Source organism: Paenibacillus taiwanensis DSM 18679, from assembly GCF_000425125.1.
GTDB classification, from domain to species: Bacteria; Bacillota; Bacilli; order Paenibacillales; family Paenibacillaceae; genus Paenibacillus_B; species Paenibacillus_B taiwanensis.
On the sequence record NZ_AULE01000024.1, the window covers coordinates 107,215 to 132,342 of the forward strand.

The 25,128-nt window shown below is 43.4% G+C and carries 21 protein-coding genes; 20 read left to right on the forward strand and 1 reads right to left on the reverse strand.

Annotation, left to right across the window (positions count from 1 at the left end; genetic code table 11):
• The first annotated feature begins 283 nt into the window (after window positions 1-283).
• The 19 genes from pflB (at window position 284) to H509_RS0105055 (ending at window position 23,223) form a co-directional block, all read left to right on the forward strand.
• Window positions 284-2,545 (forward strand): formate C-acetyltransferase, encoded by a 2,262-nt coding sequence (pflB, locus tag H509_RS0104965; protein WP_028544103.1) that lies wholly within the window; start codon window positions 284-286, stop codon window positions 2,543-2,545.
• A 176-nt stretch (window positions 2,546-2,721) separates the two neighbouring features.
• On the forward strand, window positions 2,722-3,462 hold the full coding sequence (gene pflA / locus H509_RS0104970) for a pyruvate formate-lyase-activating protein (protein ID WP_036696412.1): 741 nt from the start codon (window positions 2,722-2,724) through the stop codon (window positions 3,460-3,462).
• 368 nt (window positions 3,463-3,830) lie between these two features.
• Window positions 3,831-5,204: an extracellular solute-binding protein gene (locus H509_RS0104975; protein WP_028544105.1), complete on the forward strand. Its 1,374-nt coding sequence runs from the start codon at window positions 3,831-3,833 to the stop codon at window positions 5,202-5,204.
• A gap of 111 nt (window positions 5,205-5,315) precedes the next feature.
• The gene (locus tag H509_RS0104980) at window positions 5,316-6,200 is read left to right on the forward strand and encodes a carbohydrate ABC transporter permease (RefSeq protein WP_028544106.1); all 885 of its coding nucleotides are present in this window, start codon (window positions 5,316-5,318) and stop codon (window positions 6,198-6,200) included.
• 2 nt (window positions 6,201-6,202) lie between these two features.
• Entirely contained in the window at window positions 6,203-7,030 is an 828-nt protein-coding gene (locus H509_RS0104985) for a carbohydrate ABC transporter permease (protein WP_036696415.1), read from the forward strand.
• Between the two features lie 109 nt (window positions 7,031-7,139).
• Complete coding sequence (locus H509_RS0104990) at window positions 7,140-9,065, forward strand: sensor histidine kinase (RefSeq protein WP_028544108.1); 1,926 nt, start codon at window positions 7,140-7,142, stop codon at window positions 9,063-9,065.
• Entirely contained in the window at window positions 9,062-10,669 is a 1,608-nt protein-coding gene (locus H509_RS0104995; RefSeq protein ID WP_028544109.1) for a response regulator transcription factor, read from the forward strand. Before H509_RS0104990 ends, H509_RS0104995 begins: the two co-directional genes overlap by 4 nt.
• Before the next feature lie 88 nt (window positions 10,670-10,757).
• Complete coding sequence (gene nagZ, locus H509_RS0105000; RefSeq protein ID WP_028544110.1) at window positions 10,758-12,401, forward strand: beta-N-acetylhexosaminidase; 1,644 nt, start codon at window positions 10,758-10,760, stop codon at window positions 12,399-12,401.
• A gap of 317 nt (window positions 12,402-12,718) precedes the next feature.
• The gene (locus H509_RS0105005) at window positions 12,719-14,926 is read left to right on the forward strand and encodes a stalk domain-containing protein (protein ID WP_028544111.1); all 2,208 of its coding nucleotides are present in this window, start codon (window positions 12,719-12,721) and stop codon (window positions 14,924-14,926) included.
• 180 nt (window positions 14,927-15,106) lie between these two features.
• The gene (locus H509_RS0105010; protein ID WP_028544112.1) at window positions 15,107-15,367 is read left to right on the forward strand and encodes a hypothetical protein; all 261 of its coding nucleotides are present in this window, start codon (window positions 15,107-15,109) and stop codon (window positions 15,365-15,367) included.
• A 30-nt stretch (window positions 15,368-15,397) separates the two neighbouring features.
• Complete coding sequence (locus tag H509_RS0105015) at window positions 15,398-16,057, forward strand: YidC/Oxa1 family membrane protein insertase (protein WP_028544113.1); 660 nt, start codon at window positions 15,398-15,400, stop codon at window positions 16,055-16,057.
• A 144-nt stretch (window positions 16,058-16,201) separates the two neighbouring features.
• Window positions 16,202-16,702 carry a Fur family transcriptional regulator gene (locus H509_RS0105020; RefSeq protein ID WP_028544114.1) on the forward strand — a complete coding sequence of 167 codons (501 nt, stop codon included), beginning with the start codon at window positions 16,202-16,204 and terminating at the stop codon, window positions 16,700-16,702.
• The gene (gene yidD / locus H509_RS0105025; RefSeq protein WP_051286847.1) at window positions 16,686-17,000 is read left to right on the forward strand and encodes a membrane protein insertion efficiency factor YidD; all 315 of its coding nucleotides are present in this window, start codon (window positions 16,686-16,688) and stop codon (window positions 16,998-17,000) included. Before H509_RS0105020 ends, yidD begins: the two co-directional genes overlap by 17 nt.
• A 71-nt stretch (window positions 17,001-17,071) precedes the next feature.
• Window positions 17,072-17,284: a hypothetical protein gene (locus tag H509_RS0105030; RefSeq protein WP_028544116.1), complete on the forward strand. Its 213-nt coding sequence runs from the start codon at window positions 17,072-17,074 to the stop codon at window positions 17,282-17,284.
• Between the two features lie 131 nt (window positions 17,285-17,415).
• Window positions 17,416-19,428: a methionine--tRNA ligase gene (metG, locus tag H509_RS0105035; RefSeq protein ID WP_028544117.1), complete on the forward strand. Its 2,013-nt coding sequence runs from the start codon at window positions 17,416-17,418 to the stop codon at window positions 19,426-19,428.
• Between the two features lie 375 nt (window positions 19,429-19,803).
• The gene (locus tag H509_RS0105040; RefSeq protein ID WP_028544118.1) at window positions 19,804-20,787 is read left to right on the forward strand and encodes a metal ABC transporter solute-binding protein, Zn/Mn family; all 984 of its coding nucleotides are present in this window, start codon (window positions 19,804-19,806) and stop codon (window positions 20,785-20,787) included.
• 37 nt (window positions 20,788-20,824) lie between these two features.
• Window positions 20,825-21,574 (forward strand): metal ABC transporter ATP-binding protein, encoded by a 750-nt coding sequence (locus H509_RS0105045; protein ID WP_028544119.1) that lies wholly within the window; start codon window positions 20,825-20,827, stop codon window positions 21,572-21,574.
• A gap of 48 nt (window positions 21,575-21,622) precedes the next feature.
• Entirely contained in the window at window positions 21,623-22,432 is an 810-nt protein-coding gene (locus tag H509_RS0105050) for a metal ABC transporter permease (protein WP_036696293.1), read from the forward strand.
• A gap of 74 nt (window positions 22,433-22,506) precedes the next feature.
• Window positions 22,507-23,223 carry a cytochrome c biogenesis CcdA family protein gene (locus H509_RS0105055; RefSeq protein ID WP_028544121.1) on the forward strand — a complete coding sequence of 239 codons (717 nt, stop codon included), beginning with the start codon at window positions 22,507-22,509 and terminating at the stop codon, window positions 23,221-23,223.
• A 111-nt stretch (window positions 23,224-23,334) separates the two neighbouring features.
• On the opposite strand, the gene splB is transcribed toward H509_RS0105055, so the two are convergent.
• On the reverse strand, window positions 23,335-24,414 hold the full coding sequence (splB, locus tag H509_RS0105060; RefSeq protein WP_036696421.1) for a spore photoproduct lyase: 1,080 nt from the start codon (window positions 24,412-24,414) through the stop codon (window positions 23,335-23,337).
• 201 nt (window positions 24,415-24,615) lie between these two features.
• On the opposite strand from splB, the gene mntR reads away from it, so the two are divergent.
• Window positions 24,616-25,041: a transcriptional regulator MntR gene (mntR, locus tag H509_RS0105065; protein WP_028544123.1), complete on the forward strand. Its 426-nt coding sequence runs from the start codon at window positions 24,616-24,618 to the stop codon at window positions 25,039-25,041.
• Window positions 25,042-25,128: the final 87 nt, after the last annotated feature.

The window sequence follows — 25,128 nt, forward strand, 5'->3', positions numbered from 1 at the left end:
TGGTGTGATTAAACTCATGCTGAATTGAAATAATGTGATTAATGTCACATAACCACTATGTGAAAAGGGGTACAATTAGTTCATAGCAAAGAAGTTAACGCTATCGATAGCGGATAAGATTCCGAAGATGCATCACTCTTTGCTTAGCTGCACTTGGCACCATCGTTTGGTCAGTTCTGCTACCTACGAACCTTGTTGAAGGGATAAGACGTAAGTGGTTATACCAAGTGCATCAAGGATAAGATCTATATATAAAGAAAACCTACTTAATGGAGGGATTTCGATGTCGGTTATTGAAAAGAATGTATCAGAAGCAACTAGTCCTTGGCGTGGATTCCAAGCAGGAAAATGGAACAATCATGTTGACGTTCGTAATTTCATTGAAAAAAACGTTAACCCTTATTTGAACGATGAGTCGTTCTTGGTTGGTCCAACTCAGAATACGAAAGATTTGTGGGACATTGTCAGCCAACTGTCCAAAGAGGAACGTGAGCGTGGTGGTGTATGGGATGTAGACGTTAATACGCCTGCAACGATCGTTTCTCACAAACCTGGATATTTGGATAAAGACAAGGAAGCTGTCGTTGGTGTACAAACGGATGCACCGTTCCGTCGTTCTATTCAGCCTTTCGGCGGAATCCGCATGATGATTGATGCTTGTGAAGCATATGGCTTCAAAATGCCGCAAGAAGTCATCGACATTTTTATGAACATTCGTAAGACGCATAACCAAGGTGTTTTTGATGCTTATACAAGCGATATGCGTATGGCCCGCAAATCTGGTATTATTACAGGACTTCCAGATGCATATGGTCGTGGACGTATTATCGGTGACTACCGTCGCGCTGCGTTGTATGGTATCGACTTCTTAATTAAAGAAAAGAAACAAGTGCTGCTTGATCTTGAAGTAGACGTAATTGATGAAGTTGTAATTCGCGATCGTGAAGAAATCTCCGAACAAATTCGTGCACTTGGCGAATTAAAGCAGCTTGCTGCAATGCACGGCTTTGATATTTCTAAACCAGCAGCTAACGCTCGTGAAGCGTTCCAATGGTTGTACTTTGCTTACTTGGCAGCAATCAAAGAACAAAATGGTGCTGCAATGTCCCTTGGACGCGTATCTTCCTTCTTGGACATTTACATTGAACGCGACCTTAAAGAAGGTACGTTGACAGAAGAGCAAGCACAAGAATTGGTTGACCATTTTGTAATGAAATTGCGTATTGTGAAGTTCTTGCGTACACCTGATTACAACGAATTGTTCTCCGGCGACCCTACATGGGTAACGGAATCCATCGGTGGTATGGCGCTTGACGGCACAACGCTTGTTACTAAAAATAGCTTCCGCTTCCTGCACACACTGTACAACTTGGGTGCTGCTCCTGAACCTAACTTAACGGTGCTCTGGTCTGAGAAATTACCAGATGCATTTAAAAAATATTGTGCTAAAGCGTCTATCGAAACAAGCTCGATCCAATATGAGAACGATGACCTGATGCGTCCACACTTTGGCGATGATTACGGTATCGCATGTTGTGTATCTGCAATGCGTATCGGTAAACAAATGCAGTTCTTCGGCGCTCGTGCTAACTTGGCGAAATGCTTGCTGTACGCGATTAATGGTGGTATAGATGAGAAGCTGGGCGTTCAAGTAGGTCCAGAGCTTCCTGCGATTACAAGTGATGTTCTGGATTACGATGAAGTGATGAAACGCTTCAAACAAATGATGCAATGGCTCTCCAAGCTGTACATGAATTCGTTGAACGTTATTCATTACATGCATGACAAATACAGCTATGAGCGGATTGAAATGGCCCTTCACGATCGTGAGATTCTCCGCACGATGGCATGTGGTATTGCAGGTTTGTCCGTCGCAGCCGATTCGTTAAGTGCAATTAAGTACGCTAAAGTGAAACCAATTCGCAACGAGCAAGGTATTGCGGTTGACTTTGAAGTAGAAGGCGATTTCCCTTGCTACGGTAACAATGACGATCGTGTTGACAACATTGCGATTGAGCTTGTAGAGACATTTATGAACATGATTCGTAAAAACAAAACGTATCGGAACGCGTTACCGACACAATCGGTATTGACGATTACCTCTAACGTTGTGTATGGTAAGAAAACAGGTACAACACCTGACGGTCGTAAAGCCGGCGAACCATTTGCACCTGGAGCTAACCCAATGCACGGCCGTGATAAAAAAGGAGCACTTGCTTCCTTGAACTCGGTTGCTAAATTGCCATACGAGCATAGCTTGGACGGTATTTCCAATACGTTCTCTATCGTGCCTAAAGCACTTGGTAAAGATTTGGAAGGTCGTAAAGCCAATTTGGTAGCGATGTTAGACGGTTATTTCCATAACAACGCGCACCACTTAAACGTAAACGTATTTGACCGTGAACAATTGTTGGATGCTATGGACCATCCAGAAAACTATCCACAATTAACGATCCGTGTCTCGGGTTATGCGGTTAACTTTATCAAGTTGACTCGTGAACAACAACTTGATGTCATCAACCGTACATTCCACGGTTCGATGTAACTTGGACTTGTTAGATTTCATTAGTATTCGCAAGTAACTGCACATTTATAGTCAGGGGCGCGACCAACCCGAACAAACGAACCTTGCTGGGCGTTTATTCGGCTGGTTGCGCCCCTTCCTTTACGTGTATACTAAACAGAACCGTGCAGAGGGATAGGAAAGGATTTGTGATCGTTATGATAGGACGTATACATTCGGTTGAAACATTTGGCACAGTTGATGGCCCAGGCATTCGTTTTATTTTATTTTTACAGGGATGCGCGTTAAAATGCCAATATTGCCATAATCGAGATACATGGAACTTAATGGGCGGCAAAGAGATGTCTCTTGAGGATGTATTAAGCGAGATTGAACCTTATTTGAACTATTACCGTTCCTCCGGTGGAGGATTGACCATTTCAGGCGGCGAACCGACTTTGCAGGCTCCTTTTGTGAAAGAAATATTTAAAGCTGTTAAAGAACGTTGGAATTTGCATACGACGTTGGACACAAATGGCTTTAATGAAGTGTCCAAACTGGAGGAACTGTATGATCTTACGGATCTAGTGCTGCTCGATATTAAGCATATTAATAACGAAAAGCATCAGGAGCTTGTTGGTGTTCCTAATCTTCGGACGCTGGAAACTGCGCGCTGGCTGTCTGATCACGGCAAAAAAATGTGGATTCGCCATGTATTTGTGCCTACCAAAAATGACGATGAAGAGGATTTGCTGGAACTGGGTCGATTTATTGGCAGCCTAAACGGTGTTGAAAAGTTTGAGCTTCTTCCTTACCATCAGATGGGCGTATATAAATGGGAAGCATGTGGTGAAAAGTATCCATTAGAGGGTGTCGATTCTCCAACTGAGGAAGAAATAGAACGTGCAAAACGTCTGATTGAATTAGGAAGACAACAAACATTAAGCAAACTTGCTTGAATATAGATTAGGAATAGTAACCAGAATGGTGTCTAACATCGTTCTGGTTTTTGTTTTGGCATAAAACAGGCATATGTGCAATCTTGTTTTGGAACTCAGCCAAGTCTCTTCAAGTTACTGGCCTATGTCTGCACACACTAACATTTGACATCATTAGCATTTGTTTGACTAAAAAAGAGGTTTAAACAGGGACAAATCGTTAAAAATATACGACTAAAGTCCTGTTCGAGGGTCATTTTGTACAATTATTTTTGGATAGTAGAGATTTTTATCCCCATATTAGAAAAATGACATCCTTACGGAACACATAGTCCCGATCTATAATAAGGATGTACCACAAAACAAGACCAAATGGGAGGGTCATAAGGATGAAGAAAAGTTTAACGCTTCTCCTCACTCTGATTTTTGTAGCATCTGCTGCTCTTACTGGTTGCGGTAGCAACAACACAGAGACACAAGCTAACGGATCGGACAAAGGAACTGAAACCAAAACAGAAGAGCCTAAAAAAGCAGAGCCATTTGAGTTAAAACTTCGTCACACGCAAGTAGGTGACGCTAAGAAAAACCGTTTCGCTATCTTGGAAGAGGTTGTAAAGACTACACAAGGCGAGAACGAAGGCTTGACAATCAAGCTTGACGGCGTTGAGTCTGATATTAACCGTAAAGAGAAACTTAGAGGCGAGATGGCTGCTGGCGACATTCCAGATATTTTCGACGTATTTGGTAGCCCAGACGCTAAATTGTATGCTGGACAAGGCAAAATGCTTGATCTGACACCTATTCTTGATGAACTTGGCATCAAGGACAAGTTCACAGGCTTGGGACCATTCACTTTGGATGGTAAAGTATACGGATTGCCAATTGGAGCTTCCGCTGAGGGCGTATTCTACAACAAAGAATACTTTACAGCTAAAGGCTTTAAAGTTCCAACAACATGGGCTGAGTGGGAAAAATTGCTGGCTGATGTAAAAGCAGATGGCAAAACACCACTTGCAGGCGCTTCCAAAGCAGCTTGGGTTCCATTGATGGTAACAAACCAATTGTGGTCCCGTACAGCAGGTCCTGAATTCGCTAAAGGCTTCGCTACTGGCGATGCTAAGTGGACAGATCCAACAATGGTTAAAGCGTTTGCAAAACATAAAGAGTGGGTTGACAAAGGATACTTCAAAAAAGGCGAGCTAGGCTTTGAGTACGCTGAATTGCAAACTCAATTCGTTTCCGGCGAAGCTGCAATGATGTTTGACGGTACATGGCAGTCCTCCATCTTCAAAGCCGGCGGTATTGGTGAGAAGATGATCGGTAAAGTTGGATTCTTTAACGTACCAGCTATCGACGGTGGCCAAGGCGACCAAACAGCAATGATGCAAGATACAAACAATGGTTACGGTTTCTCCGCTAAAGTAGCTGAAGATCCTCGTAAACTTGCAGCGGTTAAATCTTTCATCAAAAACTTGTACACAGAAGATATGCAGATCCGCGGTTTGGTTGAAGATGGCGTATTGCCTGCTATGTTGGTAGACAAAGCCAAAATTGATGCCAACGTTACTGATCCGCTTATGAAAGAAATCGCAACGGTGTTGGCAGGTACAACTTCCTCCTTCCCGGCGTTTGATGCATTGGTTCAAGCAGATGTGAATACAACATTGTCTATCGAAATTCAGAAATTGATCGGCGGCCAAACAACACCAGAGAAATTGGCTGAAGCTGTACAAAAAGTACAAGACGAAGCAAACGGTCAATAACGATGAAGAAAGGAGATGTACCATTCACCCTGCTGTGGGTGGTACATCTTTATTCTTATCTAGGATGTAGAAATGAGTGGAGTAAGTCATACTTAGTGGAGGTTGCCAGCCATGAATAAAGCTTTAAGGAACCCAATCACCTACGCGCTCTTCCTGCTGCCTGCCCTAATCTTGTTCGTGATGTTCTTTATATATCCGACTATTACAGCGGTATATTATAGCTTTACGAACTGGGACGGGGTCTCTAGCACTATGAAGTTCATCGGGTTTAAAAACTATACAAAAGCATTGGGCGACGAGGCGTTTTGGAAATCAGTATTAAATAACGGCTATTTCATTTTCTTCTCTTGCTTTATCCAAGTTCCATTGATCATTTTATTCTCGCTCTTGATCGCTAACGTGAAGAAGCTCAGAGGCTTCTATAAGACAGCTGTCTTTATGCCTTCCGTTATGTCAACGGCAGTAATCGGTATTTTGTGGTCGTTTATTTATCAGCCAGAAATCGGTCTGATGAATCAGGTGCTCGGTATTTTTGGTATCGATCCGATTTATTGGTTAAGTGAACAGAAGTATGCAATGTGGGCAATTTTGATTACAAATGCTTGGCAGTGGACCGGATTCTATGTCGTAATGGTGTTAGCTGCAATTCTTGCTATTCCTAAAGATCTGGAAGAAGCTGCATCAATTGACGGTGCTACAGGTGTTCAACGTGCATTTAAGATTACACTTCCGCTTATTATGCCGATCGTGTCGGTTGTCATCATGCTTTCGATCGCCGGTGCGATGAAAGCTGCTGATATCGTGCTTGTTATGACAAAAGGCGGACCAGCAGGTTCGACAGACGTTATGGCAACATACATGATTCGTTATGCAATCACAAACTTCAAATATGGGTTTGGTAATACGATTGCGGTGTTGATCTTTATCTTTACTGCAATTATCACACTCGTGTATCAGTTGGTGCTTGCAAGACGTAGCGAAAGGATTGAGTACTAATGATGAGAAATTGGAAGAGCAGTATAAATCATATCATTCTACTAGCGTATATGCTCGTCATTTTGTATCCGTTCTTGTTTGTCATCTTTTCCTCACTGAAAGCGGACAACGTTACTATTGCATCGAACCCGTTTGGTTTTCCAACAGAGTTCTATTGGGATAACTATGTAAACGCGTGGGTAAATGCCAAGATTAGCACGTACTTCTGGAACAGCTTGTACATCGCTTTATTGTGTGCGGTCGTATCCATCTTTATCGGTGCAATGGCTTCCTTTGCTATTACGAGAATGCGCTACGCGAAGCTAAGCCTATTCTTCTTTGGACTAATTACAGTAGGGATGTTGATTCCTAACAACTCTTTAATGCTTCCAATCTACTTGCTGATTCGTAAAATGGGGATCTTGAATACGCATATGGCTTTGATTGTGCCGTATATAGCGAATGCCATACCATTTACCGTCATCATACTAGCTGCATTTATGCGATCCTTGCCAGGAGAGATTGAAGAGGCGGCCGTTGTTGACGGCTTGAGAGCACCAGGTATTTTTGCAAGGGTAGTGCTCCCGTTAACTGTACCCGCGCTAGTTACTGTATTTATTATTAACTTCTTAGGGAACTGGAACGAGTACTTGCTTGCAAACTACTTCCTGTCGGAAGATGCCCTGCGTACGCTGCCAGTTGGTATGGTCGGCTTCCGTGACGCCTATCAGACGAACTATGCACAGATGTCAGCGGGTATCGTCTTTAGTGTAGTACCAGTTATGGTCATTTACGCAGTGCTTCAAGAACAAATTATTGAAGGATTGACGGCAGGTGGCGTTAAAGGATAATATTATCCACTTTATAAGTGAAATGTAAGCTCTTACGTGATAAAATGAATATATGATGAATAGAGTCGAAATGACACGCAGGATCAAAAACAAAGGGGTAATGAGCAGAATGAATTTACGTTATAAATTATTTAGCGGATTTATTCTACTTATTATAATCCCTTTGTTTTTGTTAGGTACAATTACATTTTTTATTACGTTTCAGCTGCTGGAGAAGAAATATAGTGAGCAGGCTGAGTTTTCTATGCGCGCTATGGGGCATAGCATCGGTTATATTTTTGACGAGATTAATAAAGTAACTGACAGTGGCATTGCTAATAATGTATTTCAACAGGCTTTGTACTTACCAAAGGATAACGTTCATCATCTAGTTGATATTCATAAGGACACCAATCTGGACAGTATCGAGAAAAGCAAGTTGTCGGGTTCCACGGAAGGTACTAATAACGAGAAGGAGTCCGATTATAACAACGCAGATTACATTCGGATGATTGAACGTCAACAAAATTTTAGAAAGCTTATTTATAACCATCCCTCGATTGGCTATGCCTTTTTATATAATTTTAGAGGGTATGGAGAGTCTAGCATTATTCCTATTTTTGCAAAAGAAAATTTCCGTGCGATGCCATTCGAACAGTTCCGCGAACACCGTGTATTCGAAGAGGTTGTAAACCGGAAGGGTGAGCCGTTATGGCTTGGTCCTAATGAGTATCCAGAGCTTACGGGATACGAATCAGTGTTTACACAAATACGTGTCGTCAAAGATTTAAATACGATGAAAGACTTAGGTATTTCGATGGTCCAGATGAAGAACTGGGACTTGGATACGTTTTTTAACAAGTTTTACTCAGCTAGCCAGATGGACAATACACGATTTTTTATCGTAAATGATGATGGACTTGTCTTCTATGATAACGAGAAGAAAATTGCAGGCAGCAACATTTCTAAGTATTTATCGAAGCCGATCTCACTGGCCGATGGTTATAGCAGCTACAAAGATAAGTTTAGTGATCATGAAAGTGTTATATCCATCTACCAAATGCCGAAGTATAACTGGCATTTAGTGTCGGTGCGAGATTGGAACTCGATTTCTAAAGAGATGGTCGTATACATCAAATGGGTATCCGTTATTATGGTAATCTGTGTGCTGGGAGCGTTTCTGTTTAACTTGCTGTTTATGAATCGTATTTCTAAAAATATTGTACGTACTGTACGATTTATGCGCAAAGTAGAGGACGGAGATTTAAGCGTACGACTTGATGAAGAAGGCAATGACGAACTACGATTGCTGTCGCGTGGCTTCAATCGTTTGATGGATCGAGTCAACAGCTTGATTGATCAGGTGAAGCAGGAGCAGGGGCAGAAGACATCTGCTGAGATGCGTGTATTGCAGGCGCAAATTAAGCCTCATTTCTTGTTTAACACGTTAGAATCTATTAACGTTCTCGCAATTCAAAATGAGGGCCGCAAAGTTAGCCAGATGGTATACCGACTTGGCAACATTTTGCGTATTAGCATTCAGGACAAAGAAGAAATAACGGTGCGGCAGGAACTCGAATATTTACGAAGTTATTTGGAAATTCAGAAATTTCGGTTTGAGGAACTGTTTAATTTTGAAATTGACGTTCCAGAAGATCTCATGAATTGTATGATGCAGAAGCTGACGCTTCAGCCGTTGGTCGAAAATTGCATCCAGCATGCTTTCGATGGAATTACACATACGGGGTGGATTCGCATATCGGCATATGCTGATGAGGAGCGTATTTATCTCACTGTGGAGGATAACGGGATGGGTATGTCCAATGAGCAGCTCATACGATTTGAGTATTTGCAATCGGAAGATACGAAATCCGTTACTCCGCAAATAGAAGGCACCTACAATACAGAACGGCGAGGACTTGGTGTCCGCAGCGTAGCTGATCGTATCCGCATTCAATATGGCGGCAGATATGGCTTGTATATTTGTTCAGCGCCGAATTGCGGAACCATTATTCAATGCACAATACCGAGATATGAACAGGGTGAGAGCCAATGAATGTGAAGGCATTACTAATTGATGACGAGGTCCATATTCTAAACAACTTAAAGATTGTCATCCCGTGGGAAGATATGCAGGTCGAAATCATTGGTACAGCCCGTAACGGCGCGGAGGCACTTGATTTAGTTCGGCTGCACGAGCCTGATCTCATTCTGTGTGATATTCGGATGCCTGTCATGGATGGAATGGAATTTCTGCGGGAAGTTCGTAAGATGGGCAGCGAAAGTGAAGTATTGATGTTGACGGGGTATCAGGAATTTGAATATGCAAGAATTGCGTTACAGCATGGTGTACGTGACTACATTCTCAAGCCAATCAACTATGAAGAATTAGAAGATATTGTTCGTAAAATATCAGATATTATCCGTTCTCGTAAAATGGAAAAAACGATGGCGGAGCGCAGGTGGGGCAAAGTGATTAGTCTCGCCTACGAAAAAATGATGTTTGACGTTATTATGGGTTTCACATCCGGTAACGCAAGCTATTTTATGGTAGATGACGAGTATCAATCGGATCAACTTGTTTATACGGTACTGCTTGTTGATTTGGACGGGTATGCGCAGCGAACCGTATCGTGGACTGACAATGAACGCAAGCTGTGGAATTTTGCGGTGCGAAACGTATTGCAGGATGCGCTTCAGGATGACTGGCTTAAATATGCAGTGCTTCAAACCCGAGAAGGGGAATGGTGTGTGCTGCTGCAATTTTATAAAGAACGATATGACATTACCGAAACAGACGTAGAAAGATGGGCGACCACGATCCAGCAGGCTGTAAAAGAGCATGTCAAAATGACGGTAAGTTTGGCGTGGGACTCAGGGCCGATTCCGATGCTAGGATTAGCTGCCACTTATAAACGACTTCAGCGTGTGCTTCTGCTTCAATCGGAAGTAGAGCAGCTTGTACCTGTTGATGAAAGCTCCACTGCACGTCAAGTGGCGATGGTATCCCAATGGCAGTTGGTTGAAGAAATTGTATCAGGCATGAAACAAAATGATCGTCAAAAGGTGGAGCATGGCTTGCATGATTTGCAATCCAGTCTCTTGTTAATGTCGGAGCAATCCATTGTACGTGCGGAACAGTTTCTTCAATATGTTATTATCCACTTGTTGCGTGAGATGCGGGAATTAGAGCTGCTGACTACGCAAGAAGAGGAAAATATGTGGAACAAGCTGCAATATTGTGTCAGCGTCAAAGATTTGCTTACTGTTATTACACAGCTGTTAGCGCAGACCAATGAGCATGCGATGAACAAGAAGTCAAGCGAAATGCTGATGATTTCCGCCAAAGATTATATTCAGCGCAACTTGAGTTCAGATATCGGAATTGATGAAATTGCGGATTACTTGGGGATTAGCTGTAGTTATTTCAGCCTGCTCTTCAAAAATCATTTTGGGGAAACGTTTGTAGAATTTGTGACTAAGCAGCGAATGGAACTCGCCAAGTCGATGCTTATTATGACAGATAAAAGCATTACGCAAGTGGGGCATCTGGTTGGGTATGCAGAGCGTCGGTATTTCTCCAAAGTATTCCAGAAATATACCGGTATGACACCTTCAGAATTCCGTGAAAAGGAAGCGCCTGCACCTTCGCAAGACTAGTTATAATCCGATATACAGCTTAATATAAATACGTAGTCGGCAAGGTTAAACCAGATATAAAGATCAATTCAGCGAGGATGGGATAATCGTGAGCAGACAGAATATGACGTTGGAGCAGAAAATTGGACAGATGATGATGTGCGGCTTTCAGACGCCACAATTAAATACGGAAATCAAAACTTTAATCGAACAATATCATCTTGGGGGTATTATTTACTTCCGTCGAAATTTGAATGACAAGGAGCAGGTAGGACAGCTTTCCCTTGACTTGCAGCAGTATTCAAAACAATTTACAGATATTCCACTGTTTATTTCGGTTGACCAAGAAGGCGGAATGGTAGCGCGTTTAGATTGGGACGACATTACGCTTATACCAGGTAACATGGCAGTAGGCGCTACACGTGACGTTGAGCAGGCTTATGAGATGGCACGTATTTGTGGAGAAGAATTGCTGCGTATGGGCATCAATATGAACTTTGCTCCAAGCGTTGATATTAACAATAACCCTAAAAATCCGGTTATTGGTGTGCGCTCTTATGGTGAATGTCCAGCACTGGTGTCCGAGATGGGAGCAGCGCAAATTCGTGGACTGCAAGATGCGAACGTATCTGCTTCCGCCAAACATTTTCCAGGTCATGGCGATACTGCTGTTGATTCTCATCATGGGCTAGCTGCGGTGCCTCACGATGAGGAGCGTTTGTTCGCGATGGAGCTGGCGCCATTTGTACGGGCTATTCAAGAAGGTGTAGATTGTATTATGACTGCACATGTAATGTTCCCTGCATTTGAGCCTGAACAGATCCCGTCAACTATATCCCGTAAAGTATTAACGGATTTACTTCGTAATCGACTTGGCTTCGAAGGTGTAATTGTTACCGATTGTTTGGAAATGCATGCAATTTCTAAAGAATTCGGCATTCCAGAGGGGACGATAAGAGCTGTCGAGGCGGGGGCAGATCTGATTCTGATTAGCCATCGATTCCCTGAGCAAGTAAACGCGATCCATGCCCTTGTCGAAGCGGTACGCTCTGGTCGTATATCAGAACAACGAATTGATGAATCTGTAGACCGTATTTTGGCACTGAAGGCCAAGCGTCAGATGGAGACATTACCGGCTATTACTGACGATTACGCTGAAGGATTCGGCAGCGAGTCTTCGAAGCAAGCTGTACAGCAGCTCTGTGAGAGCAGCATTACGCTTGTGAAGGATGAAGGGCAGTTGCCGCTGCGCAAGGATGAGCGCACTTTGGTCATTTGGCCGGAAGTTAGACAACGTACAGAAGTGGATGAGCCGATTATTCAAGCTTATACACTGGCATCAGCCTTACAGCCATCCCTGTCACAGGTAGATGAATATCGTATTGGAACATACCCGGACGCAGCTGAGGTGGACGCTACAGTTGCCCATGCGAAACAATACGATCAGGTGATCGTGATCACTTATAATGCCGTGTCTGAGCTGCATGAAGGTCAGGTTAACATTGTGAAGCAACTGGTGGAGCACTCTCATGGGCGCGTTATCGTGGCTTCGACGCGTAATCCGTATGATATTAATCATTTTCCAGAGGTCAAAACGTATTTGTGCTGCTATGAGAACCGCCCAGCAACAATGACTGCCTTGGCTAAGGTGCTGCTCGGCGAGAGCGCTGCGGTTGGTCGACTGCCTGTAACTATTAATGAAACCTTTGGTTTTGGCTATGGGCACCAGTTAGGTAATACAGTTCAAGTGTAGACGTACAACGATACGTCAAGCACATGTTTATTTATTAGTATCGTGCTCTCCTCATTTAGACCTGCTAAGCTTTGCTTAGGCAGGTCCTTTTTTTGTGAGAGCAAGCCAAGTTCAATTTCGTACATATCTATGGGCAGGGTTATAGGAGTTAAGCCGTATGTAGCAATTAATATTACATAAAGAGCAACTTTCTCGGCCCAAAGGCGTCTATTTATATGTCCATGTACACACATACATGGTAGAATAATGAATTGTGCATATTTACATTTTTTTTATATATAAGAATGTAGAAATAAATATTGGGTGAGGAGAGCATGATGAATAAGAAGAGTAACTGGAAACATATGTTAATCGCTTGTATGGTCGCAGTTCAATGTACGGCATTGGTTTCGACGGCTTCTGCACAAGCGGGCTTCGCTGTAGTAAACGGGGATGTTAGTAAGTCCAACCAGCAATCCAGCCAATCAATTGAAGGATCAAGCCAAGACGCAGCCAATCCGAGTACGAATGATTCCAACAGTACAAATAGCAACTCCAGCAGTGCAGATCCAACTACAGGATTAGAAGGCTCCACTTCGGAGCTGTCGAATCCTGATGGTGCAAATCAGACGACCAACCCTGCAAGTAAGCTTATTGATACATCCATATATGGAAATGACGTGCTGGTCATTGTTGCCAATAGTAATATTATGGTGCAGAACAATGTGGAATTTAAAGCACCAGAGCCGATTACGATTAAAAATGGTGTCTCTTTTGTTTCCTTGCGTACGTTGGTAGATCGGTTTGGCTTTAAACTGACGTATGACCAGAAAACAAAGGAATCCATTATTACGAGCGGCAATCGGAAGCTTCGCTATAAGATCGGAACCAATACATACCGTGTAAACGGTGATGCTACAAAGATGAGCGGCACATCTTATTTGCAAAAAAATACGTTTATGGTTCCATTGACGTCAGCCCTGCAAGCATTCCAGATGCCTTACAAGTTTGACAATGCTACTAAGCGGATTATTGTCCAAATGAGTGCTGCACCAGTTGCTAAGTTCTCTATCGGACCGAAGGATATTTTGGCAACCCAGACAGAAGTAAAAGTAAAAGATGAGTCCTTCCATCCGCGCGGCTTAAAAATTGTTGATTATGAGTGGAGCGGGCTGGAAACCTATTTTGCTGAGCCAGGCTTACACACCGTTACGCTGCGTGTATTGGACGAGAAGGGCGTATGGAGTGAGCCATACAGTGTAAGCGTCAATGTACTGCCGCCTAATCTTCCGCCAGTAGCAAACTTTACGACGGATAAAGATACGTATAAGATGGGGGAGATCATCACATATACGGATTTAAGCACAGATGACGAGGGTATTGAGAAATCGGAATGGAATAACAACAAAAAAGCATTTTTTGAGCCTGGTCAATATACGATTACGCTCCGTGTTACAGATAAGCATGGATTCGCTAATGAAATGAGCAAAACGATTACAATTACAAATGAAACGTTGTATACGTTTGAAGAATTTAATCAATTGTTCACCGGAATTGGTGAAGTGTATATTTTTAAAGGCAGTTCAATCGTTGATATGAAGCAGATTCAACCGAAGCTTACGCATCTACAGCGTACTTTGTATCGGACGAATAGCCCTGAATCTGTCAAACAAGATGGTATTCTTTACAAAGACAAAATTGCGGGTGGAACTCGAATTTTGCTGCATCACATGAACGCTACTTCAAAAAATATGAAGTTGTACATTATTGCCAAAAATATTTCAGATGAAAATGCTACGGTCCGTGTCGAGCATGCAGGCACAGCCGGCCCAAGCACTAATCCGCAGCAAACAGGTAAAATGGCGGCTGTACGTTATTTCCAATCGTATCGTGAGAACGGAACGATGTCTGAACAAACATTAAAGCCGAATGAATCGACGTTACTGCTGCCTTCTTTAAGCGATCGGGCATTAAAACCAAATGAAGTGTATACTTCTTACGCGGATTTCTATGGTGATGATAATTTGCAGTATCAAATTGTAGCACTGGATGCTAATAAGAATATTTGGAAAGAATTACCTTATTTATCGGAATTGGACCCAGATGGTACCCATATTCGAGGCACATTTAATAATGCAGATCGTGCGTTTAATGTAGCAGAGCTAGTAGGGGATAAAGTATCTCGTCTTGTGTTTGCCGACAACAAAACCGATACTTATATTCAAGGTTGGGATACGATGAACGGAGATTCTCGTATTAACGCAGGCAATTATGGTGTCTTATACCGCATTACATTGGAACGTGTAGCACCTAATACGCTTATTTCCTTTAATGCGCGTGGAGGAACTTATTCCGGGGCGATCCTTGTAAACGGTCAAACGGTTGAATTGCCTACTAAAGGATTGTTAAACAATTCAAACGAAGCGGGTGTTGTTTACCGTACTGGTGATCGCGAAGAGAAAGTAGAGATGTGGTTTACGCCTGCTGCCGGCAGCAGTATGCCAGTTAACTTGTTATTTGCACCGCTTCCTAAAAAGCACTCATAGTAAGTCATCGACATTCGCATATAACAAACAACAGACGCCCGCGCTTTCGCAGGCGTCTGTTGTTTGTTATACAAAGGTGGTAGACGTATGGTATATATGGTAGACTTTTATTTGTATAGGCGTAGTAAATACCCGTCGTAAATCAGATGAACGAGATGAACGTTGAAAGGAGGTGGCGCTATGGAGACGTTGGATATTTCACTCATATGGTTGCTGCTCAGTATGTCAGGGCTTCTAATCGGGCTTCTCGCAACTCCCATTCGAGCACATCTAAGTGCAAATGAACATATGTTGCCGATTCATCATATACAGGCAACGGTTCGAACATGTGCATTACACGTATTACGACATGTCAGACGAATTCGGATTAAGAAACCTGACCAGAGCGACCATCGCTCCTCCGACGAAGATAAATCTCCCTTTGTATGTTGGATGAATTAGATTTAATCAACAACAAAGGAGAATGAACGTATGCAATGGATTACGGACGGTTTAAATTCCGTGTTGAACTACTTCTATCAAGCAACAGGTGATTGGGGAATTGCGGTAATCGCATTAACCTTGCTCGTGCGTGTTGCGCTTATATATGTTAATTTCTACAATGCAAAGGGGCAGGTCAAGCAGATTTCCATGCGTGCGGCGTTAAAGGGACTACAAGCCAAGTTTGAGCATAATAAAGAGAAGCTGCTTGAAGAATCGACAAAGCTGTATCGTCAGTATGGTATTGGACTGACGATGCTGCTGCCATTTATTCAGATGCCCCTTTTTATCGGGTTATATCGTATGTTTACTGCGCATGGCGGGGCGATGTCCTCAAGCTTTATACCTTGGGTAGCAAGCTTTGGGCAATCAGACCCATTCCACATTATGCCGATTTTATATGCGCTGTTATCGTTTGTTGCCATGATGATACCGGTTGTGCCCGAACTCGCGATTGCGGGTTCCGTGTTCAAACGGATGGGTCTGCCCTTCGTGTTTACAGCGACCATGCTTATTGTTTTCTGGCAGGCACCTGTTGCCCTAGGCTTATACTGGGCAGTAAATGCGTTGTTTACGCTTATCGAAAGACTAATTTATCGAACTTCCATTGTGCAGCGGTTGTTGCGTAAAGGAATACCCGAAACAGCATAATTTGAGTTTGACAAATGGTTTGTTGATGTAAAGGCGTCACGGAAAGAAGTCGTTCCTTTGTGGAACGACTCTTTTTTCGTTTGTACTGGTCTAGTTTGACAAGGGGCTTAACGTTGTCGCATTATAGAGTCAGGAGGGACTAGGATGCTACAGACCGAACAGATGTTACAGAAGATGTCAGAGCAAGGGCTGCGCATTACGGACCAGCGGAGAACACTTGCAAAGCTATTCTCGGAGACGGACGGCTTCCTTTCGCCAAAAGATGTCTACGATGTGATGGGGAAGAAATATCCGGGTTTAAGTTTTGATACGGTATATCGAAATTTACGAGTTATGCACGATCTTGGTGTGCTGGAGCAGATTGTATTTGAAGACGGGATGAAGTTCAGAGGCCATTGCGCGGAAAGCCAACATCACCACCATATGGTTTGTTTGCAATGTGAGAAGACATACCCGATTCATTTCTGTCCGATGCCGCTGACTGATGTTCCAGCTCGATTTCAAGTGGTAAAGCATAAATTCGAAGTGTTTGGCTACTGTGAAGCTTGCCAATTGCCAGCATCACAACCTGATAGTGACTCACAGGATCATCCAGTGTCAGGTCAGACACAGGAGGCTCATCATGGGCATGCCCAATCCAAGTAAGGAATACGTATCGAAATCAAACTCAAGGTGGACACGTACCGTTCAGGTGCCGATCCATTTCTATCGCAAATTCATTTCGCCATTAAAGCCGCCAACTTGTCGATTTTACCCGACCTGTTCTGCGTATGCGCTGGAAGCGATAGAGATTCACGGGGCGGCAAAGGGAACCTGGCTCGCCGTGAAGCGGATTGCCAAGTGTCATCCGTTTCACGCCGGTGGCGTTGATTTGGTGCCGCCGCGCAAGGGGAGCTCACCAATCGCTGCTCCTAGAACGGACCACTCTGACGGGCGTCCTTGACATCATTATAAGAAGTGAGCTATATTGAGCATATATGTATATGTTTGGCCAATGATGGGATGAGTACAAAGATGAACCATTGCAGAGAGCCGGGTGGGCTGCGAGCCGGTATGGTGACGCTTTGGAAGATGGTCCTGGAGGTACTGGATGCAAGCGCCCTTTCAGGTGACTTCATAGTTGCTTGGAATAAGGTTGTAAGCATACGGCGGTTCATTCCCGTTAACGAATTTAGACGGCAAACCATATGCCGGCATAATGAAGCCATTTTTGATGGAAGCACATGAAGAATGGAAATTTGGGTGGTACCACGTGAGTTCAAGCTCTCGTCCCAAGCGGATGAGGGTTTTTTTGCGTCTTTATTTCGTTATATACAGACAAGAAATAAAGGGCTGCTACATGATAAGGAGGAAATAACATGGCTAAGAAAGACAACACGTTTTATATTACAACCCCTATTTTTTACCCGAGTGCAAAGCTTCATATCGGTCACGCTTACACGACGGTGGCAGGGGATGCGATGGCTCGCTATAAGCGGTTTCTCGGTTACGATGTTCGTTTTTTGACAGGTACAGACGAGCATGGACAGAAGATTGAGCGCAAAGCGGCTGAAGCGAACACAACTCCACAGCAATTTGTTGACAACATCGTAGTTGGTATTAAAGATTTATGGAAAAAGTTAGATATCTCTTATGATGATTTTATTCGTACGACGGAAGAGCGTCACAAAACCGTTGTGCAGCAGATTTTTGATCAGTTATTGCAGCAGGATGATATTTACAAAGGGACGTACGAAGGCTGGTACTGTACGCCATGTGAATCCTTCTTTACGGAACGTCAGTTGAACGATGGACGTTGTCCAGATTGTGGAGGTCCTGTTGAGCTAGTCAAGGAAGAAAGCTATTTCTTCCGGATGAGTAAGTACGCGGATCGTCTGCTTGCTTATTACGAGGAGCATCCACAATTTATTCAGCCAGAGTCTCGTAAAAATGAAATGATTAACAACTTTATTAAGCCAGGCTTGGAAGATTTGGCTGTATCACGTACTTCTTTTGATTGGGGCGTCAAAGTAAAAGGGGATCCTAAACATGTTGTTTATGTTTGGATTGACGCGCTTTCCAATTATATTACGGCATTAGGATACGGCTCGGATAATGCGGAGCTGTATAACAAATTTTGGCCAGCTGACGTACATCTTGTAGGGAAAGAGATTGTGCGCTTCCACACGATTTATTGGCCAATTATGCTGATGGCGTTAGATTTACCGTTGCCAAAGAAAGTATTTGGTCACGGTTGGTTATTGGCTAAGGATGGGAAAATGTCGAAGTCCAAAGGTAATGTAGTAGATCCAGTCATATTGATCGATCGTTATGGTCTTGATGCCCTTCGCTATTATTTGTTGCGTGAAGTACCATTTGGCTCTGACGGCGCCTTTACGCCGGAAGGTTTCATAGAACGTATCAACTTTGACCTAGCAAATGATCTTGGCAACTTGCTGAACCGTACAGTTGCGATGATTGATAAATATTTTGATGGTCACATTCCATCCTATTCGGGTCAAGTGACAGCGTTTGATGCTGCACTGGAAGAGGCAGCCGCACAAGCTGTGGACAAAGTGGAAGAAGCGATGGAGAAAATGGAGTTTTCCGTAGCTTTGACGGCGCTTTGGCAGTTGATCAGCCGTACGAACAAGTACATTGATGAGACACAACCTTGGGCATTGGCAAAAGATGAAGCGAAAAAAGATGAATTGGCGTCTGTCATGAATCACTTGGCGGAAAGCCTACGCATCGTATCAATTGTGTTGCAGCCATTTTTAACAAGTACACCTAAACGGATTTGGGAGCAGCTCGGACTTGTAGAAGGAGAGGCAACGGCTTGGACTTCTGCCCGTACGTTTGGCAGTATTCCGGCAGGAACTAAAGTAGTGAAAGGCAGCCCGATCTTCCCGCGTCTGGATCTGGAGCAGGAAGTTGCTGCAATCGTGGAGGCAATGGGTGGCACAGCCGTTCTGATCAACTCAGACTCAGACACAACGGTAAAAGCCGCTACAAGCAATAGTGTCACGAAGGAAACAGCGCCAGTAGAGACGGCTCCAGATGCCTTGCCAGAGATCGGCATAGACGAATTTGCTAAAGTGGAGCTGCGTGTAGCCCAAGTGAAGCATGCTGAGCCTGTGCCTAAAGCAGATAAACTGCTTCGACTAGAACTTGATCTAGGGTATGAAGAGCGCCAAGTGGTGTCAGGCATTGCCCAACACTATACGCCTGAGCAACTTATTGGCACAAAAGTGATCGTGGTAACTAACTTGAAACCAGTGAAGCTGCGTGGTGTTTTGTCACAAGGCATGGTATTGGCAGCGTCCAAGGATGGTCAGTTAACGTTGGCAACCGTTCCAGAAAGCATGCCAAATGGGGCTATCGTGAAGTAGTTATAGAGACTTAAATAACCTGTAGTCGGCACTCGATTGAAGAGTGGCGACTACAGGTTTTGTTGTTATGCGTGAGCGAATTTTACATAGGGAGACCTTTTGTCCTGTCTGTGATGTCATATTTGACGTCGACTAGATTAGTAGCTAATGCAAAAACGGGTCAGAATAAGGTGAACATGGAGTAAGCAGCTCATGAGGGGTGAATTTTTCATAATAAATACGCTCCTATAGGATTAGGCGTTGACAGAACGAAATAAGGTGCCTATAATCTTAATAGTAATGATTACGAATTAATTACTTTTATACAAAATAGAAGTCGGGATTGGAAAGGGAGAGATAAGATTGAAAGCTGCATGGATTGGAAAACAAAGGGGTATGCGAATAGTTCTGATGATGATTTTGAGTATGGCGCTGCTGGCTGCTGGATGCGGCAATACAAACAATAAGGGCATTGTGGAAGGCAAAGTGAACGTTGTTACTAGTTTTTATCCGCTTTACTTTTTGGTGAATGAAATAGGCGGAGATACTGTAAATACGATCAATCTGATTCCTGCTGGCGTTGAGCCCCATGACTGGACACCTAAAAGTCAAGATATTCAAAATGCATCACAGGCTCAATTGTTGATTGTTCAAGGTGCTGGCTTCGAGGGGTGGCTGGATGATTTCAAGAAAGGTTTGGATGCACAATCAACTGTGCAGATTACTGAAGCGAGCAAGGGGATAGCGTTGATTACCGCAACAGGGGATGAGCATGAGGGGGAGGCTCACCAGCATGAAGAAGCGGAGGCAGGCCATGAGAATCATGAAGGTCACGAAGGTCATGATCACGATCATGGTGGCATAGATCCGCATACTTGGGTAAGTCCAAAATCCGCGCTCATTATGGCGCAAAACGTGAAGGATGCGCTAATTCAAGCTAATGTATCCCATAAGGCGGAGTATGATCAAAGGTATGAAACACTTCATAAGAAATTAGTCGCGCTAGACCAGGAATATGTAGATTCTTTACAAAGTTTGAAAAAGCGTGAAATGGTCGTATCTCATCAAGCGTTTGGATATTTATGTCGTGACTATAACCTTGCACAACATGCGATTATGGGTGTTTCTCCTGATGCTGAGCCACGCGCACAAGATTTAGTAAAGCTGTCGAAGCTGGTAAAAGAAGAAGGCATCAAATATATTTTCTTTGAAGAGCTAGTGTCTGATCAACTTGCCAAGACGTTGGCTGATGAAACGGGAGTCGAAACACTTGTGTTGAGTCCATTAGAAGGCTTGACCCAAGAGCAGGAGAAGGCAGGCGATAATTACATCACATTGATGGAACGTAATTTGCAAAATTTACTCCAAGCGCTACAATAGGAAAGATGGTAGTGAGGAGTAAGGAAGTGAGAGGACTATGACAGACACAATTAACGCCTGCCACCAGCAGGTGATCACATTAGATCAAGTTGCTTATCAATATGAAGACCAGAAAGTTTTTGAAGATATTAGCTTTGAAGTTAGAGAACGTGACTTTGTTGGTGTTATCGGTTCAAATGGAGCCGGAAAAACGACGCTGCTTCGTTTGATGGTTGGCTTGCTAAAACCAACAGCAGGCGAGGTTCGATTGTTCGGAACACCCATTCAACAGTTCAAAGACTGGGAGCGGATCGGTTATGTGCCGCAAAAGAACAGCTTTAACCCTTTATTTCCGGCAACGGTAATGGAAGTGGTGCAATCCGGCATGTATAACCGCCGCAACTTATTCCGGCGATTGTCTCGTGCCGACAAAGACAAATGTTTGGACGCGCTTGAAGTGATGCGTGTTACAGATTTGGCCGATAAGCGGATTGGAGCGTTATCGGGTGGACAGCAGCAGCGCGTATTTCTAGCTCGAGCTATGGTAAATAAGCCCGAGCTGCTTATTCTTGATGAGCCGACAGTGGGCATTGACACGGATACGCAAAAGGACTTCTTTAAGCTGCTTCAGCATTTGCATGAGCATCATCGCATGACATTTGTGATGGTGTCTCATGATTTGGATATGGTGAATGCATGGCTGGGCAAGGAGCCTGTGCAATGCTGCGGCAAGTTTAACTTCTATCGTAAACATTCACACGAGAGGGAATGTGCACTGCCGAACTTGACGCACAGCGTCATGAGCTGAGGTCAGTATCCCTAGAATAACGATAGAAGAGAGATAAGAGGAGATTATATGCTTATTGACATTATAACGTCACAATTTTTTCAAAAGGCACTTATAGGCGGGCTGCTTATCGGTATTACTGCACCCTTGATGGGTATCTTTCTAGTATTACGGCGTCTTTCCATGATAGGCGACACGTTGGCTCATGTGACGATAGCCGGAGTTGCGCTTGGATTTCTAATCGGTATTTATCCGTTAGCAGGTGGACTTATATTTGCGCTGCTTGGTTCGATTGCAATTGAGAAGCTAAGAAAAGCTTATAAAACATATGCGGAGTTGTCTATTGCCGTCATTATGTCAGGCGGAGTCGCGCTTGCTTCTTTGTTTTTTACGCTTGGCAAGAGCTTTAACGCCAATGTCACAAACTATTTTTTTGGAAGCATATATACGTTAAATTGGATGGACATCTCGGTCGTTGGTGGTGTAACGCTGATCGTAATCGGGTTTATGGTCATCTTTTGGAAGGAAATGTTTCTATTAACGTTTGATGAGGATGCCGCCGCGGTAAATGGATTGCCTGTACGTTGGTTTAATCTTGCCTTGACGGTGCTTACCGCACTAGTTATAAGTGCCGCAATCAAAATCGTAGGTGCTTTACTTGTATCGGCATTGCTAACGATTCCCGTTGCTACGAGCCTGCTCGTGGCCCGCAGCTTTAAGAAAGCGATTATCGCATCTGTGTTTGTATCTGAATTTGCAGTGGTAGCTGGACTTATTACGGCCGGTGTATGGAATTTGGCTCCAGGTGCTACTATTGTGTTGATCCTAATTGCCGTTCTTATTTTTACTCTGCTTGTGCGTCGTGGAGTAAAGGTATAAACTAGTGATAAGTGCACATTACCGTATTTTACAAGTTAACGGCGTGCAATGACTAGAAGGTGGAGGCAGACTTCATGACTGTAACGATATGGGTTGCGTTTTGGGCGGGGATGGTGTCCTTTATTTCACCATGTTGCCTGCCGCTATATCCTTCCTATATTTCCGTCATAACGGGAATGTCGGTTAATCAACTGAAAAACGAACGCTCCAAGCGCGAAGTAAGATGGAAAACAATGACGCATACGTTGTTTTTTATTTTGGGATTTAGTGCGGTGTTTTACACGCTTGGACTTAGTGCGGGTGTTTTTGGTTCTTTGCTTGTACAGTATCGTGATCTTGTAAGGCAGATTGCTGGAATTATCATTATTGTGATGGGTCTGTTTTTAGTAGGCGTGTTTAAGCCTCATATGCTAATGAAAGAGCGAAAGTGGGAGATTGCAGGTAAAAGAGGCAGCTACTTCGGCTCCTTTTTATTTGGGATTGGATTTTCTGCGGGCTGGTCTCCTTGTGTAGGACCTATACTAGGTGCGATTTTATCTTTAGCGACACAAGAGCCGGATTCTTGGTTTTGGCTCTCTACCGCGTATGCGTTAGGATTTGCGATTCCGTTCTTTGTACTTGCCTTTTTTATCGGGTCCACTCGCTGGCTGACGAAATACTCCGCGCCTTTAATGAAGGTCGGAGGCGTCCTCATGATTATAATGGGTGTACTGCTGTTTACGGATCAACTAACAGATATTAATATTTGGTTGCTGAAACTGTCTCCTCAATGGCTGATTGACCTTACATAAGGCAACTTATAGTCTCTATATGCGATAGAATAGCCATTTAGGCGCTGTGCTTGTTTACTTTGGCACCGCACTTTATGGCTATTGTTGTATTATAATCAGTTATCTCCCAATCTAAGTAAAATACAATATACGTGCAGTCGGAAAATGATGATAGATTCGTTCAGAAATAAAGGATTTCAGCAGCGTAGCTTGTTCATCAGGGTATACATATTTCCCTTGCCCCCAGCGGCCCCATTTGTATTTGCGTTCTTCCTCGTTCATGATCAGCTTAGAGTTCGGATAACGTTTTTTGATAACAGACTTGGCTGTTTTCGTAAAACGGTGCTGAATTAACTCAAACGATAAATCCCACGTCGCTTCTTCAGGTAATGCTTCTGCCAGCCTTTCTAACAGCTGTGCGTATCCCGCTTCCCAGCCGTCATACCAATAAATAGGTGCGATTATAAATCCAAGCGGATATCCGGCGCGCGCAATTTTACCGGCTGCTTGAATACGTTCTTCAAAGCGGGAAGTTCCAGGTTCAAAGTGTTTGATTACATAATCTGCATTGATGCTGAATCGGACATCTGTTCTTTTTTGATGCGCTAATTGCAGCAATGGCTCTACATGATGGTACTTTGTCACAAATCTTAGTTTACCGAATTCCTCAGCTGCCATACGTACAATGAGGTCTGATAAATTTCCTGTAATATGCTCCAAGCTTAGCGGATCGGATGTGCAGGATGCCTCAAAGCGGGTTAGGTCAGGCTTACGTTCTTCGATATAGTGCTTTGCTGCGTTCCAAATATCGTCTGTATTTACATACACACGAATGTAAGGTTTGCTGCCTAACGTCGTTTGCAAATAACAATAATGACAATGTCCGATACAGCCCGTTCCAATCGGAATGGCATACTCGGCCGATGGCTTAGATTGGTCAAACGTTAACGTTTTACGGATTCCTACTACAAGCGTACGTTTTGCCATCCGATACTTTTCCAGTTCACCCTCGCCAGGCAGGTTCGTAATTCGATTGTGAGAAGTCGTCATCAAATATTCAATCCCCTGCTCTTTCACCCATGCCATAATATGCTGGCCTTTCGGATATTGAAGGGCATCGGGTTCAAAGTACACAAGATCGGGCACAAATGCGGGTGTTTCTTTTCGTATTCGTTTGGTTCGCTGCTTATTAATTGAGGATGTGTTGGGCATAGACATACGTAAACCTCCAATAGGTTGAGTCATAGCAGGATATCATTAGCTGCTGTTAGCTTGCACTAAAGCGAGTGAAATATTGTCTGGTAAATGTCGAAATAGGTATCAAGGTTGAACTTGGGCAAAGAACCATGTAAAATAAAAGAGGTCGTTTTATTAAGACTGTGTTGAAATGGATGTAAGAAATGAGGGAATAAGTTGCCTACACCAAGCATGGAAGATTATTTAGAGCGCATCTACAAATTAATCGATGAAAAAGGATACGCACGTGTGTCTGATATCGCGGAGGGACTCGAGGTTCATCCATCATCGGTTACAAAGATGATCCAGAAGTTGGACAAGGATCAGTATCTGATCTATGAGAAGTATCGTGGATTGGTACTTACAAGCAAGGGCAAGAAGATCGGAAAGCGCTTGGTTGATCGGCATGAGTTGTTGGAGCAATTTCTTTCCATTATAGGTGTGCAAGAGGAGCACATTTATACAGACGTCGAAGGTATCGAACACCATTTAAGTTCGGATTCCATAAATTGTATTGCGTCACTGGTTGAATATTTTAATCGTGAGCCAGAGCGGCTGCAAGTATTACGCGGCATCCGCAGCGAATTGGACAACGAATCGTAAAAGATCTGTTTCTTGCGAAACAGATCTTTTATTTTTTGCGTCTATATATAAGAGCCTATTTAATCATTATTTGGTTGTGATTCATAG